16 protein-coding genes are annotated in these 15,260 nt (G+C 74.0%); 8 read left to right on the top strand and 8 right to left on the bottom strand.

The window, feature by feature from the left end; translation table 11 throughout:
* Positions 1-8: 8 nt before the first annotated feature.
* A complete protein-coding gene (locus EDD26_RS10595) occupies positions 9-2,048 on the bottom strand; it encodes a M3 family metallopeptidase (protein WP_123697678.1) in 2,040 nt (679 codons plus the stop codon).
* Positions 2,049-2,161: 113 nt separating this feature from the next.
* On the opposite strand from EDD26_RS10595, the gene EDD26_RS10600 reads away from it, so the two are divergent.
* Positions 2,162-2,956, top strand: coding sequence for a class I SAM-dependent methyltransferase (locus EDD26_RS10600; protein WP_123697679.1), 795 nt, complete (start codon positions 2,162-2,164; stop codon positions 2,954-2,956).
* Between the two features lie 74 nt (positions 2,957-3,030).
* Here the strand turns inward: EDD26_RS10600 and EDD26_RS10605 are convergent, their stop codons facing one another.
* The 3 genes from EDD26_RS10605 to EDD26_RS14750 form a co-directional block, all read right to left on the bottom strand.
* Entirely contained in the window at positions 3,031-3,261 is a 231-nt protein-coding gene (locus EDD26_RS10605; RefSeq protein ID WP_123697680.1) for a hypothetical protein, read from the bottom strand.
* The gene (gene valS, locus EDD26_RS10610; protein ID WP_245989855.1) at positions 3,261-5,867 is read right to left on the bottom strand and encodes a valine--tRNA ligase; all 2,607 of its coding nucleotides are present in this window, start codon (positions 5,865-5,867) and stop codon (positions 3,261-3,263) included. The genes EDD26_RS10605 and valS overlap by 1 nt, the downstream gene beginning before the upstream one ends.
* Before the next feature lie 100 nt (positions 5,868-5,967).
* A complete protein-coding gene (locus EDD26_RS14750) occupies positions 5,968-6,141 on the bottom strand; it encodes a hypothetical protein (RefSeq protein WP_170165615.1) in 174 nt (57 codons plus the stop codon).
* Between the two features lie 40 nt (positions 6,142-6,181).
* Between EDD26_RS14750 and EDD26_RS10615 the strand changes: the two genes are divergently transcribed.
* Both EDD26_RS10615 and EDD26_RS10620 read left to right on the top strand, forming a co-directional pair.
* Positions 6,182-6,967 (top strand): fructosamine kinase family protein, encoded by a 786-nt coding sequence (locus EDD26_RS10615; RefSeq protein ID WP_170165616.1) that lies wholly within the window; start codon positions 6,182-6,184, stop codon positions 6,965-6,967.
* A gap of 53 nt (positions 6,968-7,020) precedes the next feature.
* Positions 7,021-7,344, top strand: a complete 324-nt coding sequence (locus EDD26_RS10620) for a GNAT family N-acetyltransferase (RefSeq protein WP_123697682.1) — start codon at positions 7,021-7,023, stop codon at positions 7,342-7,344.
* A gap of 27 nt (positions 7,345-7,371) precedes the next feature.
* Here EDD26_RS10620 and EDD26_RS10625 read toward each other — a convergent pair whose 3' ends face one another.
* Positions 7,372-8,712 carry an MFS transporter gene (locus tag EDD26_RS10625; protein WP_123697683.1) on the bottom strand — a complete coding sequence of 447 codons (1,341 nt, stop codon included), beginning with the start codon at positions 8,710-8,712 and terminating at the stop codon, positions 7,372-7,374.
* Between the two features lie 77 nt (positions 8,713-8,789).
* Here EDD26_RS10625 and EDD26_RS10630 point away from each other — a divergent pair, with 77 nt between their 5' ends.
* Both EDD26_RS10630 and EDD26_RS10635 read left to right on the top strand, forming a co-directional pair.
* Positions 8,790-9,392 carry a TetR/AcrR family transcriptional regulator gene (locus EDD26_RS10630; RefSeq protein ID WP_123697684.1) on the top strand — a complete coding sequence of 201 codons (603 nt, stop codon included), beginning with the start codon at positions 8,790-8,792 and terminating at the stop codon, positions 9,390-9,392.
* Between the two features lie 27 nt (positions 9,393-9,419).
* The gene (locus tag EDD26_RS10635; protein WP_148058733.1) at positions 9,420-10,304 is read left to right on the top strand and encodes a hypothetical protein; all 885 of its coding nucleotides are present in this window, start codon (positions 9,420-9,422) and stop codon (positions 10,302-10,304) included.
* Between the two features lie 24 nt (positions 10,305-10,328).
* On the opposite strand, the gene EDD26_RS10640 is transcribed toward EDD26_RS10635, so the two are convergent.
* The 3 genes from EDD26_RS10640 to EDD26_RS10650 are packed head-to-tail and all read right to left on the bottom strand — an operon-like array spanning position 10,329 to position 12,292.
* Positions 10,329-11,183 (bottom strand): aminotransferase class IV, encoded by an 855-nt coding sequence (locus EDD26_RS10640; RefSeq protein ID WP_123697686.1) that lies wholly within the window; start codon positions 11,181-11,183, stop codon positions 10,329-10,331.
* Positions 11,184-11,204: 21 nt separating this feature from the next.
* Complete coding sequence (locus EDD26_RS14755; protein ID WP_170165617.1) at positions 11,205-11,813, bottom strand: hypothetical protein; 609 nt, start codon at positions 11,811-11,813, stop codon at positions 11,205-11,207.
* The gene (locus EDD26_RS10650) at positions 11,810-12,292 is read right to left on the bottom strand and encodes a hypothetical protein (protein WP_123697687.1); all 483 of its coding nucleotides are present in this window, start codon (positions 12,290-12,292) and stop codon (positions 11,810-11,812) included. Before EDD26_RS10650 ends, EDD26_RS14755 begins: the two co-directional genes overlap by 4 nt.
* Positions 12,293-12,480: 188 nt before the next feature.
* Here EDD26_RS10650 and EDD26_RS10655 point away from each other — a divergent pair, with 188 nt between their 5' ends.
* From EDD26_RS10655 to EDD26_RS10665, 3 genes are read left to right on the top strand one after another with little or no spacing between them, the layout of a single operon-like run.
* Complete coding sequence (locus EDD26_RS10655; protein ID WP_123697688.1) at positions 12,481-13,719, top strand: sensor histidine kinase; 1,239 nt, start codon at positions 12,481-12,483, stop codon at positions 13,717-13,719.
* The gene (locus EDD26_RS10660) at positions 13,707-14,399 is read left to right on the top strand and encodes a LuxR C-terminal-related transcriptional regulator (RefSeq protein WP_123697689.1); all 693 of its coding nucleotides are present in this window, start codon (positions 13,707-13,709) and stop codon (positions 14,397-14,399) included. Before EDD26_RS10655 ends, EDD26_RS10660 begins: the two co-directional genes overlap by 13 nt.
* Positions 14,396-15,226: a DUF4097 family beta strand repeat-containing protein gene (locus EDD26_RS10665; RefSeq protein ID WP_123697690.1), complete on the top strand. Its 831-nt coding sequence runs from the start codon at positions 14,396-14,398 to the stop codon at positions 15,224-15,226. Before EDD26_RS10660 ends, EDD26_RS10665 begins: the two co-directional genes overlap by 4 nt.
* Positions 15,227-15,260: the final 34 nt, after the last annotated feature.

Below are 15,260 nucleotides of genomic sequence, written 5' to 3' on the forward strand. Positions count from 1 at the left end.
CTCGCCGGTCAGGCCGCGGCGTCGAGCCCGCGGCGCTTCAGCAGGTGCGCGAGGTCGGCGTCCTGGCCGCGGAAGTCGCGGAACGCCTCGAGCGGGTCCTTCGAGCCGCCGACGCCGAGCAGCCGCTCGCGGAAGCGCTGCCCGGCCTCGCGGATCGACGGCTGCGCCTTGAACCACTCGACCGTGTCGGCGTCCATGACCTCCGACCAGATGTACGAGTAGTAGCCGGCGGAGTAGCCGCCCGAGAAGACGTGCTGGAAGTAGCCGGTCGAGTAGCGCGTCGGCACGGTGTCGCTCAGGAGGCCCACTCGCTCCAGGGCGTCGCGCTCGAACGTCGCGACGTCCGTCACCTCGTCGCCCGCCGTGCGCGCGTGCCACGCCTGGTCGAGCAGCGACGCGGCGAGGTACTCGCTCGTGTCGTGCCCCTGGTTGAACGACTCGGAGGCCTGCAGGCGCTCGATGACGTCGGCGGGGAGCGGCTCGCCCGTCTCGATGTGCTTCGCGTAGTGCTCGACGATGCCGGGCCACAGCATCCACATCTCGTTCACCTGGCTCGGGAACTCGACGAAGTCGCGGAAGGTGTTCGTGCCGCCGAACGACGGGTACGTCACCTGGGCGAAGAGCCCGTGGAGCGCGTGGCCGAACTCGTGGAAGAGCGTGGTCGTCTCGTCGAAGGTGAGCAGCGTGGGCGTGCCGGCCGGGGGCTTCGGCACGTTGAGGTTGTTCATCACGACGGTCGGGTGGCCGAGCAGCGCGTTCTGCTGCACGAGCGAGTTCATCCAGGCGCCGCCGCGCTTGGAGTCGCGCGTGTAGAGGTCGAGCAGGTAGAGGCCCACCTCGCTGCCGTCCTCGTTGCGCACCTCGAACACGCGCACCTCGGGGTGATAGCCGACGAGGTCGGCGCGCTCCTCGAACGTGATGCCGTACACCTGGTTCGCGGCGTGGAAGACGCCGTCCCACAGCACGCGCTCGGCCTCGAAGTAGGGGCGGAGGGCCGCGGTGTCGACGTCGAAGCGCGCGGTGCGCTCCTTCTCGGTCCAGTAGTCCCAGTCCCAGGCGGCGAGCTCGTAGGACTCGCCGGATGCGTCGATCTGCGCCTGCAGCGCCGCGGCCTCTGCCGCGGCGTTCGCCGCGGCCGGCGTCGCGAGCCGGGTGAGCATGGACAGGACGCGCTCGGGGTCGCGTGCCGTCTCATCCGCCATGATCGCGTGCGCGTGCGTGGCGAAGCCGAGCAGCGCGGCGCGCTCGGCGCGGAGCGCGGTGAGCTCGAGCACGGTCGCGCGGTTGTCGTGCTCGTTGCCGCGGGTGCCGCGGGCGAGCGACGCCTCCATGATGCGCTGGCGCACGTCGCGGTTGGTCAGCGACGCGAGCCACGGGTGGCCAGAGAAGAGCGGGAGCGTGACGAGGTGCTTGCCCTCCAGGCCGCGGTCGGCGGCGGCCTGCGCGGCCGCCTCGATCTCGCCGGCGGAGAGCCCGTCGAGCTCGGCGGCGTCGTCGATGACGACGGCGAGGTCGTTGGTGTCGGCCTGCAGGTGCTTGTCGAAGCGCGCCGAGAGGGTCGCGAGCTGCTGGTTGAGCTCCTTGAGCCGCTCGCGCGCCTCGGGCTCGAGGCCTGCGCCGGCGACCGTCATCTCGGTGTGCTTGCGCTCGACGAGGTAGCGCTGCTCCTCGGTCCAGGAGGGGTCGGGCGACTCGTGCAGCGCGGCGACGCGGGCATAGAGGCGCGGGTCGAGCGTGATCGAGTCGGCGTGCGCAGCGAAGCGGGGCGCGTAGCGCTCCTCGAGCTCCTGCAGGAACGGCGACGAGTCGGTCGAGGTCATGCTGAAGAAGACGTGGGCGACGCGCGAGAGCACCTGGCCGCTGCGCTCGAGCGCCTCGATCGTGTTCTCGAAGGTGGGCTCGTCGTCAGCCTCGACGATCGCGCGCACCTCCTCGGACTGCTCGGCGAACCCGGCCTCGAGCGCCTCCTCGTAGTGCTCGTCGCGGATGTCGGCGAACGGCGGCAGCTGGTAGGGGAGCGTGCTGGGCGAGAGGAAGGGATTGGTCATCCCACCACCCTAGGACGCCCGCCCTTCTCAACGTCGCCAGTGGTCGCGCGGGCCGATGTGCCCGGCGAACGACCACTGGCGACGTTGAGAATCAGGAGTCCTAGACTCCGGGCATGGGGCACGCCACCTACTCCCACGGGCACCACGCGAGCGTCGTCGCCGCGCATGCTGCCCGCACCGTCGCGAACTCCGCCGCCTACCTCTCGCCGCTGCTCGCGCCGGGGATGCGCGTGCTCGACGTCGGCTGCGGCCCCGGCTCGATCACGATCGACCTCGCCCGCCGAGTGGGGAGCACCGGCCGCGTCGTCGGCATCGACATGAGCGCGGAGGTCGTCGAGACGGCGCGCGCGGCGGCCGAGCAGGCGGGCGTGCCCAACGTCGAGTTCCGCGTCGGCGACGCCTACGACCCGTCGCCCGGTGAGCGCTTCGACGTCGTGCACGCGCACCAGGTGCTGCAGCACCTCGGCGACCCGGTCGCGGCGCTCACCGCCTGGAGGGCGGCCGGCGACCTCGTCGCGGCCCGCGACGTCATCTACTCGGCGACGACGATCCATCCGCTCTCGCCGGAGCTCGCCCGCTGGCGCGAGCTGATGGTCGCGCTGCAGGGCGCGAACGGCGGCGACGGCGACGCCGGCGCGCGACTCAAGGCCTGGGCGCGCGCCGCTGGCTTCGGCCGCATCGAGACCGACGTCGAGACGTGGTGCTTCGAGTCGGAGCGCGGCCGGGCGTTCTGGGGCGGGCAGTGGCAGGAGCGCGCGCTGCACTCCGCGTTCGCCGATGGCACCGAGCGCCACGGCCTGGCCGACGCGCGGGAGCGCGAGGCGATCGCGTCCGCGTGGGCGGCGTGGACGGCCGACGACGACGGCTGGATGGCGATGATCCACGGCTGGATCCTCGCCGCCGATTGAGATCTCAACGTCGCCAGTGGTCGCTCGACGCGCATATCGCGTCGTGCGACCACCCGCGACGTTGAGAAGTCGGGTCAGTCGGCTCGGGTGACGAGCACGTCGTCGCCGTCGAGGCGGATCGTGGTGCCGTCGTCGAGCTCGACGACCGGCAGCCCCTCGAGCCACGTGAGCGTCCAGCGCCATGACGAGGTGTCGGCACCCAGCTCGACGAGGGTGCGCTCCTCGTCGTCGATGGCCGCGCGCATCGCGACCGGCACGGTCTGCGGCGCCTCGCCGCCGACCGCCCACCGGGTGCCGATCTGCATCAGGACTCCTCGAGCACGATCTCGCCGACGGCGAGCTGGTCGCCCTCGACGATCGACAGGTCGCGGATGCGACCGACGGCCTTGAGGTCGACGGTGGCGGCCTCGAGGTGCTCGCGGAGCGCCTCCGGCACGGCGATCACCGCGGAGGCGACGGGCGTCTTCTGGCTCGCCTTCGCATCCGTCTTGGCTCGACGGATGCCGATGAGCGCCTGGCCGACGGCCGAGAGCATGCCGGTCGGGCTGGCATCCGTCATCCCGGGCAGGGCGGCGAGTTCGTCGGCGTCCGGCCACGCGGCGAGGTGGATCGACCCGTCGTGCGACCACGACCAGACCTCCTCGGTCGCGAACGGCAGGAACGGGGCGAGCAGGCGCAGCTGCACGTCGATCGCCGTGCGGAGCGCCGCGATCGCCGAGGCGCGGCCGGCCGCATCGCCGGCGTAGGCGCGCTCCTTCACGAGCTCGAGGTAGTCGTCGCAGAACGTCCAGAAGAACGCCTCGGTCGTCTCGAGCGCCTTCGCGTGGTCGTAGCCCTCGAACGCGCGCGTCGCGGCGCGCACGACGGCGGCGAGCTCGGCGAGCATCTCGCGGTCGAGCCGCTCCGTGACCTCGCCGGGCGCGCCCTCCATCGACAGCACGAACCGCGCCGCGTTGAGCACCTTCATCGCCAGGCGGCGCCCGATCTTGATCATCTTCGGGTTCTGCGGGTCGAGTGTCGCGTCGACGCCGAGGCGCGAGGACGCCGCCCAGTAGCGCACGCCGTCGGAGCCGTGGTCCTCGAGCATCCCGAGCGGCGTGACGACGTTGCCCTTCGACTTCGACATCTTCTTGCGGTCCGGGTCGAGGATCCAGCCGGAGAGCGCCGCGTGCTGCCAGGGTGCGCGGCCGTCCTCGAACATCGAGCGCAGCAGCGTCGAGAAGAGCCACGTGCGGATGATGTCCTGGCCCTGCGGGCGCAGGTCGAAGGGCGTCAGCTTCTCCCACAGCTCGGAGCCGCGCGCCCAGCCACCGGCGAGCTGCGGCGTGAGCGACGAGGTCGCCCAGGTGTCCATGATGTCGATCTCGCCGGCGAAGCCGCCGGGCACGCCGCGCTGCGACTCGTCGTAGCCCTCGGGCACGTCGCTCGTCGGGTCGAGCGGCAGCTGGTCGGGCGTCGGCAGCAGCACGCGGTCGAAGTCGCGCTCGCCCTCCTCGTCGAGCGCGTACCAGACGGGGATCGGCACGCCGAAGAAGCGCTGGCGCGAGATGAGCCAGTCACCGTTGAGGCCGTGCACCCAGTTCTCGTAGCGGGTGCGCATGTGCTCGGGGTGCCAGGCGATCTCGCGGCCGAGCTCGACGAGCCGCTCGCGCAGCGCCTCGTCGCGGCCGCCGTTCTTGATGTACCACTGGCGGGTGGAGACGATCTCGAGCGGCTTGTCGCCCTTCTCGTAGAACTTCACCGGGTGCTGGATGGGCTTCGGCTCGCCGATCATGCGGCCGGCGGCCTGCAGCAGCTCGACCATCGCCTTCTTCGCGCTGAACACCGTCTTGCCGGCGAGCTCCGCGTAGGCGGCCTGCGCGGCGTCGCTCGAGAGCGCCTCGGGCGCCTCGGCGGCGAAGCGGCCGTCGAAGCCGATCACCGAGCGGTTCGGCAGCTGCAGCTCGCGCCACCACGTGACATCCGTCACGTCGCCGAACGTGCAGATCATGGCAACGCCCGTGCCCTTGTCGATCTGCGCGAGCTCGTGCGCGACGAACGGCACCTCGACGCCGAAGACCGGCGTCGTCACGGTGGTGCCGAAGAGGTGCTGGTAGCGGGTGTCGTCGGGATGCGCGACCACGGCGACGCACGAGGGCAGCAGCTCGGGGCGCGTCGTGTCGATGCGCAGGTCGCCGTCCCGACTCGTGAAGACGATGGTGTGGTACGCGCCGGGCTGCTCGCGGTCCTCGAGCTCGGCCTGGGCCACGGCGGTGCGGAACGTCACGTCCCAGAGCGTGGGCGCATCCGCCTGGTACGCCTCGCCGCGCTCGAAGTTGCGCAGGAAGGCGAGCTGCGACGTGCGGCGGGCGTCGTCCGAGATCGTGCGGTAGGTCTGCGACCAGTCGATCGAGAGGCCGAGCGTGCGCCACAGGTGCTCGAAGCGCTCCTCGTCCTCCTCGGTGAGGCGCTCGCACAGCTCGATGAAGTTCTTGCGCGAGACGGGCAGCTGGTCGGCGGCCTTCGAGCTCTTGCCCTCGCCGCCCTGCTGCGGCGGCGTGAAGTCGGGGTCGTAGGCGAGCGTCGGGTCGACGCGCACGCCGTAGTAGTTCTGCACCCGGCGCTCGGTCGGGAGGCCGTTGTCGTCCCAGCCCATCGGGTAGAAGACGTGCTTGCCGCGCATGCGCTGGAACCGCGCGATGAGGTCGGTGTGCGTGTAGGAGAACACGTGGCCGACGTGCAGCGAGCCGGATGCGGTGGGCGGCGGCGTGTCGATCGAGTAGATCGCGTCGCGGTCGAGCTCGGCGGCATCGAAGCGGTACGTGCCCGCTGCCTCCCAGTGCTCGCCCCACTTGGCCTCGAGTCCTTCGAGGGCGGGCTTCTCGGGCATCCCCGGCGTGGCGGGCGTCCCGGACGTGGGCATGGCGCTCATGGCGTCTCGCTTTCGATGTGCGCGGCATCGCGTCTGTGCTGCCGCCTCGGGATGAGGCCGCGGCTTGATGCCTGGTTGTGCTGGGGAGAGTCTACGGCGGTCAGCGCGCCCGGGCCCTGCGCCACTGCAGGACGGCGGTGACCGCGAGCGCGCCGGCGGCGACGCCGAAGAGCACCTGGCTGAGGACGTCCCGCTGCAGCAGCGCGGCGATCGCGAAGCACGCCGCCGCGACGATCCAGATCCACAGCGGCGCGGGCTTGGGGGAGCGTGCCATGCCGACCACGCTATCGGCCGCGGCGTGCCAGGGTTGCGCCATGGACGTGGTGAAGCGGGCGCGCGCGGGCGCGCCGCACGCGCTCGCGATGGAGGCGGCCGGGCTTGCGTGGCTCGCGGAGGCCGAGGCCGTCGGCGGCACGCGGATCGCGCGCGCCCGGTTCGACGGCTCGGCGCTGCACGTCGCCCGGGTGGCGGAGGCGGCGGCGACGCCCGCGCGCGCCGAGGCGCTCGGGCGCAGCCTCGCCGCGCTGCACGCGAGCGGCGCCGCCTGGCACTGCTGTCCGCCGCCCGCGGCGACGGCGCCGTTCGAGGTCGGCTCGTCGCGCACGCTGCTCGCCGCTGAGCCGACCGGCGAGGGCTGGGGCGAGGCGTGGGCGACGACCTCCGTGCGACCGATCCTCGAGCGCTGCGTCGCGCTCGGCAGGCTCGACGCCGACGGTGCCCGCATCGCCGCTCGCGCGGTCGACCGGATGGCCGAGGGCGCGTTCGACGCGCCGCAGCCGGCGGGCGTGCCGCCGGTCGCGCGCATCCACGGCGACCTGTGGAGCGGCAACGTGCTGTGGAGCGACGTCGACACCGGCGCGGTGCTCATCGACCCGCACGCGCAGGGCGGGCACGCCGAGACGGATCTCGCGATGCTCGCGCTCTTCGGGCTGCCGCGGCTGGAGGCGGTGCTGGCCGCCTACGACGAGGCAGCCCCGCTCGCCGACGGTTGGCGGGACCGCATCCCGATGCAGCAGCTGCAGCCGCTGCTGGTGCACACGCTGCTCTTCGGCGGCGGCTACTCGGGACGGGCGGTCGAGGTCGCGCGCACGCTCGGCTGAGCAGCACGGGGATGGGGCTCGCCGTGGCGGGCGCGCGGTGCCAGGCTGGCGGTATGGAGACCTCCGTCAGCAGGCAGAGCGGCCCGGACCGGTTCGTCGTCGAGGCCGACGGCACCGCCGCGGGCTTCGCGCAGTTCCACGACCACGACGGGCATCGCATCTTCTTCCACACGGTCGTGAGCGCCGAGTTCTCGGGCCACGGCCTCGCGAGCCTCGTCATCGAGCGCGCGCTCACGGCGACGCGCGACGAGGGCCTCCGCATCGTCGCCGTCTGCCCGCTCGTCAAGCAGTACGTCGAGCGGCACGCAGACGAGTGGGGCGCGAGCGTCGATCGCGCGACGCCCGCGATGCTGCAGGCGCTGCCGCCGAAGCTCTGAGGCCAGGGCGGCCCGGCTCGGGCCGGCTCAGGCAGGGACCGGCTGCTCCTCCGCGATGACCGCCTGCGCGGCGTCGGCGTCCTCGTCGCCGAGGCGACGCATCCGGCCGGCCGCGATCGCGCCGACGAGCGTGAGCGCCGAGAGCGCCGCAAGCACGACGCCGGGGTGCCACCAGGCGCCGCCGGTCAGGGTGCCGAGCTCGGCCGTGAGGTAGGGGATGAAGCCCGAGAGCACCGCGGCGATCGCGTACGCGAGCGACAGCGCCGAGTAGGCGTGGCGGCCGTGGAAGAGCTCCTGCATCGTGCCGCCGAGCGCCGCCCACGACGCGGTCGGCAGGATGCCGCCGACCACCATGAGCACCACGAGCACCGCGAAGGTCGCCGAGCCGAGCAGCCAGTAGATCGGGAAGGCGATGAGGAGCGTTCCGACCGCGCCGAGCGCGACGACACGTGCCGAGCCGATGCGCGTCGCGAGCCAGCCGAAGAACGGCACGGTCACGAACTGCAGCAGCCCGCCGATCGTCGCCGCGGCGAGCAGCTGCATCTCGTCGTATCCGAGCTCCGCGACGCCGTAGCCCATCGTGTAGGTGTTCATGAGCGAGTAGGAGCCGATGCCGAGCAGCGCGACGAGGATGGCGACGCCGAAGGCGGCCGGCTGCGTGCGGACCGCGGCCCAGACGGGGTTGCGCTCGCGCGTGCCCTGCGCGGCGATCGCCTTGAAGACGGGCGTCTCGTCGACCGACCAGCGCAGGTAGAGCGAGACGGCGATGAGTGGGATCGCGAGCAGGAACGGGACGCGCCAACCCCACGCCGCCATCGCCTCGCCGCCGAGGGCGGAGAACATCACGAGCATCAGGCCGCCCGCCGCGACCGAGCCGATGGGGGAGCCGAGCTGCGGCAGCGACGCGAAGAACGGGCGCCGACGGGCATCCGCGTGCTCGGTCGCGAGCAGCACGGCGCCGCCCCATTCGCCGCCGAGCGACAGGCCCTGCACGACGCGCAGCAGCACGAGCGCGACGCCGCCGAGCATCGCCCAGCCCTCGCCCGTCGGCAGCAGGCCGACGAGGCCCGTCGCGACGCCCATGAGCGTGATCGTGATGATGAGCGTGGCGCGGCGGCCGATGCGGTCGCCGAGGTGACCGAAGAGCACCGCGCCGATGGGCCGCACGACGAAGGCGATGCCGATCGTCGCGAAGGAGGCGAGCAGCGCGCCGGTGGCGCCGAGCGCCGAGAAGAAGAACGGCCCGGCGAAGAACGCGGCGAAGTACGAGTAGGTGTAGAAGTCGTAGGACTCGAGCGCGGTACCGACGGTGGCGGCGGCCGCGACGCGGGACGTGGCTGTGCGCGCGGGCGCGGTGGTGGTGCTCACGGTTGCTCCTCAGGCGCGCCGTCCGCGGCGCGGGGTTGTCGTACCGAGTGCAACAATAGCGCCACGAGAGGATTCCCATGACCGCGAAGAAGGGCCCCGGGCGGCCGCGCGCATCGAGCGCGGCCACCATCCACGAGGCAGCGCTCGAGCTGTTCCTCGAGCACGGCTACGACGCCGTGAGCGTCGACGACATCGCCCGTCGTGCAGGGGTCTCCCGCGGCACCGTCTTCACGTACTGCGACTCGAAGGCCGATGCGCTGTGGGTCGAGCTCGACGCCGCGATCGCGCGCGCGGGCGCGGCGCTCGACGCCGGTGGCCCGGATGCCGTCGGCCGGCTCGTCGCGGCGATCGCGCGCGCCGTCGAGCCGTGGAACGCAACCCCGCCGACCGCGCTGCGGGATGCCCGCGCCATGCGCGCCGAGGAGGCGCTGCGCGACGGCGCTCCGGCACGCCTGCAGCCGCTCGTCGAACGTGCCGCGCTCGCGCTCGCGCTCGAGCGCGATGCGCTGCCGGAGTCGGTGGATGCCGCGGTCGCCCCGGTCGCGATCGTCGCCGCCGCGTGCGCCGCGCTCGTCGCCTGGGCCGGCACACCAGGCCGTCCGCGAGCGGCCGACGCGATGCGCGCCGCGCTCGTGCCGATCGCCGCGGCGTCACGGTTGAGCAACGATCCGCGCGGCTGATGGGGGACAGCGCCGTCGGGGCGCATCATGGTGCTCGTGTGGCGCCCTCCTCGCTCGGTGATGGCCGCCGCCGCCCTGCTGGCCGGCGCGGCGCTCGCGGGCTGCGCCCTGCCGGCTGAGCCGCCGCCGGTCGCCGTGGTGTCGCCGCCGCCGCTCGTCACGCAGGCGCCGGTCGCGGTCGCGCAGCCACGGCCCTCGCTCTCTCCGCCGATCGGCGTGCCGGAGCCCCCGGCGCCGACGGCGCGGCACACGCCGCTCCGGCCGAGCGCGACGCCGCCCGAGTCGCGGGAGACGCCGCCGCCGGCGACTCCGGCTCCGTCGCGACCGCCGTCGCCATCACCGACGCCGTCGGCCTCGCCCACGCCCGAGCTCACCTCGCTCGTCGCCCTGCTCCCGCGCGCCGCGGCGCTCGCACCGCTCGAGTGGGCTGACGCCACCGGTGCCCGCACCGCCGCCTGGGTCGAGGCGGCGCCGCCCGGCGCCATCGCGCCCGCCGTCGCCCTGCCGCACGTCGCGGCAGCCCGGTCGGCGACCGGCAGCTGCGCGAGCGCCGCCGACGCGGTCGACGGTCAGGCGCTCGAAGCGGCATCCGCCACGCTGCACGCCGACCCTGCGCCCGGCGCTCCCATCGACCTCGTGGTCGTGCGCTACCCGAGCGAGGCCGCCGCGCAGGCGGCCGTCGCCGCGATCCAGGCGCTGGGCGTCGCCTGCGAGGGCGTCGTGACCGCCGACGGCACGCTCGGCAGTGGCAGCCCCACGCTCGCGGCGGCTGCCGTGCTCTCGGGCGATGGCGCCGCGCTCGTGGTCGACGCGGCCGCGGACGGCGCCATCCTCATCGCGGTCGTCCACGAGGGCGCGCCGACCGAGGCCGTCACCGCCCTCGTCCGGGCGCAGGTCGCGGCACTGTCCTGACGCAGACGGCCTGAGGCCGCGGCCTCAGACGTCGAGGATGCGGCGCAGCTCACCATCGAGCGGCGAGCGCGGCAGCGGCTCGCCGTCGACGCTCGTGACGGCGGCGAGCAGTCGCCCGGAGGAGAGCAGCCATGCGCCATCGGCCGACAGCAGGTCGGCCGGCTCGAGCGCCGCGAACGCCACCTCGAGCCCGGCATGCGGTGCGTCGCGCATCAGGTGCTCGAGCGTGATCGAGGCGAGGATGCCGTCCTGCGACGGCGTCAGGAGCCTCCCGCCGCGGTCGATGACGAGCGTCGACGTGGGTCCCTCGAGCAGCCGGCCCGAGGGCGCGACGAAGACGACGTCGTCGAAGCCGTGCTGCACGGCATGCCGCTTCGCCGCCATGTTGATCGAGTACGACAGGCTCTTCGCGCCGGGCAGCAGCCACGGCATCGCCGCGACCTCGTCGCCGTCGTGGCCGCGTCCCAGCAGCGTGATCGCGATGCCGCGCTCGCGCTCCTCGACCGCGGACCCCGCGAGCGGCGCCATGAGCGCGAACGCGGTCGGGTCGCCACCCGACTCCGGACCGCGCGTCAGCACGAGCCGGATGAGCGCCTCCGGGCGGGCGTCGAAGTCCCACGCCGCGACGAGCGCGTCGATCGCGCGCTGGTAGCCCGCCCGGTCGGGCGCGGGCAGCTGCAGGATCTCGGCGGAGCGCTCGAGCCGGTCGAGGTGCGCCTCGCGGTCGCGCACGTGCGGCGCGCCGTCGGCGCCCCGCCGGACGAGGGTCGCGTCGAACACGCCGTCGCCGCGGACCACGCCGAGGTCGTCGGCCCGCACGAGCGGGGAGGTCACGTCGGCGATGGTGCCGTCGAGGAGTGCGAGCAGGGGAGCGGCCATGCGCTCAGCGTAGGGGCGGGATCAGAGGATGCCCGCGCACGGCAGCAGCGCGGCGGGGGCCGCGAAGGCCACCGATGCCGACGAGAGCGTCACGACCAGGCTGTCTCGGGTGCCGACCGCCTCGGTCATGTCGACGATGGGCTGGTCGAGCTCGCGGAAGCTCTCGGCGAGCGCGACGCTCGTCGTCTGTGCGATGAACGCGTCGCGCATGACCGGCAGCTCGGCGACCACGGCGTCGGCGGCGGCCCAGTCCGGCTCGCCGTCGGCGGGCACGGCGTCGAGCACCTGCGAGGAGCGGGTGACGATCGCGGCGAGCGCCTGGTCGGCCGCGGCGCACTCCTCGGCCGTCGGCTCCGGCAGCTCGGGCGCCTGCTCGGTGGGCGCGGGCTCCGTGGGCTGGGTCTGGGTGGGCGACGGGCTCGGCCGGGTCGGCGCGGATCCGCTGGGCGCCGGCTCGGCCGCGGACCGCGAGGGGGCGGGTCCGGCGGCGGTCGGCGCCGGGGGCGCGGGCGTCGGCAGCGGCGGCGGCAGGATCACGCAGCCGCTCATCGCCAGCGCGGCGAGCACGACGAGGCCCGCACGGCGAGCGCGGGCGGCGGTGCCGTGGGTGCCCGCGCGGTGGATGCTCACGGGGTGCCCGTGCACAGCTGCTGCAGGTCGGACACCTGCTGGCCGAGCTCGGTGAGCGATGCGCTGACGCGCTCGATCGCCGTCACGTCGCCGGAGCCGAGCGACTCCTGGGCATCCTGCACGATCGCGTCCCAGCCGGCCTGGATCTGCTCGATGCGCTGCACGAGCTCGGGGTCGGTCACGCGCAGGTGCAGGTCGCCGACCCGGTTCGAGATGTCGCCGACGAGCGCGAGCGCTCCGAAGGGGTCGGTGCCGAGCAGCTCGCCGACCCGCGGCACGTCGGCGGCGATGCCCTGCACGTCCGTCATGAGCTGCGCGCACTGCTGCGCCTGCGTCTGCGGCTCGGGGGTCGGGGTCGCCGCGTCTGCCGTCGCCGTCGCCGTCGGGCTCGGCGTCGGGGCGCTCGCGCAGCCGCTCACGACGAGGCCGGCGGCGAGGACGAGCGCTGCGGCGGCGGTGCGGATGCGGGTGTCGATCATGGGGCGAGGGTATCGGTGAGGGCTTTGGAGCCGGGATCTGCCGGTCGAGCCGGTCGGCGCGCTCTGCCTCGACTCGCGCGGCCGCCGGGGCGGCCGTGCGGCTCGACCGGCGAGGCTGGGGGATAGCCCCCGCAAGGCTTCCGGACAGCCGCCGTACCGGGCGCTCCCGCCAGTCCTAGCGTGGAGCCATGCAACGAACCGGCACCATCCTCGCGACCGTCGCGCACCTCGCGCTCCTCGGGTCGCTGGGGCTCCCCATCCTCACCACGATCGCCGTGCTGACGGCCAGCGGCATCGCCACGCTCGTCGTGCTCGTCGGCTTCCTGCTGCTCGCGCTCGCGATGCTGGCGATGCTCGCCGTCGCGTGGTTCGAGCGGGAGCGCATCGCCGGCCTCTACGGCGCACCGGTGCCCGCCGCCGTCTGGCGCCGCTCGCCGCGCACCGACTGGCTCCGGGTGCCGCACCGCCTGCTGCGCATCGTCTCCGACGGCCAGCACTGGCGGGCGCTCCTCAGCTTCTTCCTCGCGAGCATCTTCGGCGCGATCACCCTGCCGCTGCTCGGCCTCGTCGGCATCGGCGTGCCGCTCGCCCTCGCGGGCCTCGGCGCCGCGGAGACGGTCACCGTGCCGCTCACGAGCTTCGCCGTCCCCGTCGAGTGGGCGCCGCTGCTGGGCATCCTCGCCCTCGCCGCCGGCGTCGCCGGCACGGTCGGCCTGGCCATCGCGCACCGCAACGTCACCCTCGGCCTGCTCGTGCCCGACGACCGCGAGCGGCTCGAGCAGGAGGCTCGCGAGGAGCGCGACCGCCGCCACGGCGCCGTGCGCGCCGCCGACCTCGACCGCACCCGCATCGAGCGCGACCTCCACGACGGCGTGCAGCCCCGGCTCGTCTCGATCGCGATGCAGCTCGGCATGGCCCGCGACCGCATCGAGGCGGACCCCGAGGGCGCGAAGGCGCTCATCGAGGAGGCGCACGCCTCGTCGAAGTCGGCGGTCACCGAGCTCCGGCAGCTCGCCCGCGGCATCCACGTGGCCGTGCTCGACGACCGCGGCCTCGACGCCGCCATCTCGGCGCTCGCCGCCCGCAGCCCCATCCCCGTCGAAGTGGATGCGCGGCTCGACCGCCGCTGCTCCCGCGACGCCGAGACCGCCGTCTACTTCGCGATCGCCGAAGCCATCACGAACGCGCAGAAGCACGCGAGGGCGAGCCGCATCCGGGTCGCGATCCGCACGCGGCAGATGCAGGACGGCGTCGCGACCCTCTGGGCGCGCATCGAGGACGACGGCATCGGCGGCGCCGAGCGCCAGATCGGCGGCGGCATCGACGGCCTCGCGCACCGCGTCGCGGGCGTCGGGGGCACCCTCACCCTCACGAGCCCCGCAGGCGGCCCGACCGCGATCGAGGTGACGGTCCCGTGCGCATCCTGATCTGCGAGGACAGCGTGCTCCTCCGCGAGGGCATCGCGAGGCTCCTCACCGACGCCGGCCACGACGTGGTCGCGCAGCTGCCCGACGCGAGCGCGCTCGAGGCCGCGATCGCGGCCACCGACCCCGACCTCGCCATCCTCGACGTGCGGATGCCGCCGACCAGGACGAACGAGGGCATCCTCGCCGCGATCGGGATCCGCTCGCGCGGCGACCGGCCGAGGGTGCTCGTGCTCTCGCAGTACGTCGAGGAGCGCTACGCCGCCGACCTCATCGCGAGCGGCCCGTCGGGCTTCGGCTACCTGCTCAAGGACCGCGTGGCCGACATCCGCGACTTCCTGAGCGCGGTCGAGCAGGTCGCCGCGGGCGGCACGGTGCTCGACCCGGAGGTGGTGAGCCAGCTGCTCGCCCGCCGCCGGCGTGACGCGCGGATGGAGCGGCTCACGCCCCGCGAGCGGCAGGTGCTCGCCCTCATGGCGGAGGGGTCGTCGAACCAGACGATCGCCGACCGCCTCTACGTCTCGGCCGGCAGCGTCGAGAAGCACATCTCGGCGGTGTTCCAGAAGCTCGAGCTCGAGCCCGAGGACGGCAACCGCCGCGTGCTCGCCGTGCTCGCCCACCTCGACGCGCCGACCGACCACGACTCGCACCGACCGAACGACCAGCCCGGAGGCATCCGATGACCATCCCCACCACCTCCACCCGGCCCGGCCGGTGGATCAGCATCATCCTGATCGTGCTCGGCTCGATCGGCCTCGTCTTCGCCGTCGGCGGCGGTGTCATCCGCGGGGTCGCCGCACACAGCCCGACGAGCCAGTCGTGGACGGCGTCGGCCGACGGCGTGCAGGCGCTGCGCATCGACAGCGCGGCCGCGGGCTTCGAGGTGCGCTTCGACGACGTCGCGGAGGCGCGGCTCGACGCCTCGACCGACGGCGGCCCCGTGCAGCGGTGGCGGCTCGAACGCGACGGCGCGACCCTGCGCGTCGACACCGACCGCCGCTGGGGCTGGTGGGGCTTCGGCGGCTGGTTCGGCGGCCGCGGCGGCGAGGAGCACGTCGTGCTGACCCTGCCCGCCGGGCTCGAGCGAGAGGGGCTCGACCTCGCGGCCGACGTCGCCGCCGGCAGCTTCGAGGCCGACGCGACCTGGGGCACCGCGAATGTGAGCCTGAGCGCCGGCAGCATCGACCTCGCCGGCGACGCCGAGTCGCTCGGCCTGCAGGTCTCCGCCGGCGAGGCCCGGCTCGACCTCGCGACCCCCGGCGCCGTCGTGCTCGACGTGAGCGCGGGCCGCATCATCGGCGCCCTCACCGGCGAGCAGCCGACATCGATCGACGCCGAGGTGAGCGCGGGCAGCATCGAGCTCGGGATCCCCGCCGGCGACTACGCCGTGACGCAGGACGTCTCGGCGGGCGACGCGACGATCGACGTCGACGAGGACGCGGATGCGCGCGCCACGATCGACGTGCAGGTGAGCGCCGGCAGCGTCGCGCTGCGGGGCGAGAGCCGGTAGGATCGGGGCACACGCATCGATCCGGCCATCACCG

The organism is Agrococcus jenensis (assembly GCF_003752465.1).
In the GTDB taxonomy this organism is placed as follows: domain Bacteria; phylum Actinomycetota; class Actinomycetes; order Actinomycetales; family Microbacteriaceae; genus Agrococcus; species Agrococcus jenensis.

Excerpts from the sequence above, each read along its gene's own strand:
- EDD26_RS10595 (WP_123697678.1), bottom strand. The coding sequence starts at position 2,048 with ATGACCAATCCCTTCCTCTCGCCCAGCACGCTCCCCTACCAGCTGCCG.
- EDD26_RS10635 (WP_148058733.1), top strand. The coding sequence starts at position 9,420 with ATGGTGCTCGTGTGGCGCCCTCCTCGCTCGGTGATGGCCGCCGCCGCC.
- EDD26_RS10620 (WP_123697682.1), top strand. The coding sequence starts at position 7,021 with ATGGAGACCTCCGTCAGCAGGCAGAGCGGCCCGGACCGGTTCGTCGTC.
- EDD26_RS10665 (WP_123697690.1), top strand. The coding sequence starts at position 14,396 with ATGACCATCCCCACCACCTCCACCCGGCCCGGCCGGTGGATCAGCATC.
- valS (WP_245989855.1), bottom strand. The coding sequence starts at position 5,867 with ATGAGCGCCATGCCCACGTCCGGGACGCCCGCCACGCCGGGGATGCCC.
- EDD26_RS14750 (WP_170165615.1), bottom strand. The coding sequence starts at position 6,141 with ATGGCACGCTCCCCCAAGCCCGCGCCGCTGTGGATCTGGATCGTCGCG.
- EDD26_RS10655 (WP_123697688.1), top strand. The coding sequence starts at position 12,481 with ATGCAACGAACCGGCACCATCCTCGCGACCGTCGCGCACCTCGCGCTC.
- EDD26_RS10630 (WP_123697684.1), top strand. The coding sequence starts at position 8,790 with ATGACCGCGAAGAAGGGCCCCGGGCGGCCGCGCGCATCGAGCGCGGCC.
- EDD26_RS10605 (WP_123697680.1), bottom strand. The coding sequence starts at position 3,261 with ATGCAGATCGGCACCCGGTGGGCGGTCGGCGGCGAGGCGCCGCAGACC.
- EDD26_RS10650 (WP_123697687.1), bottom strand. The coding sequence starts at position 12,292 with ATGATCGACACCCGCATCCGCACCGCCGCCGCAGCGCTCGTCCTCGCC.
- EDD26_RS10640 (WP_123697686.1), bottom strand. The coding sequence starts at position 11,183 with ATGGCCGCTCCCCTGCTCGCACTCCTCGACGGCACCATCGCCGACGTG.
- EDD26_RS10615 (WP_170165616.1), top strand. The coding sequence starts at position 6,182 with ATGGACGTGGTGAAGCGGGCGCGCGCGGGCGCGCCGCACGCGCTCGCG.
- EDD26_RS10600 (WP_123697679.1), top strand. The coding sequence starts at position 2,162 with ATGGGGCACGCCACCTACTCCCACGGGCACCACGCGAGCGTCGTCGCC.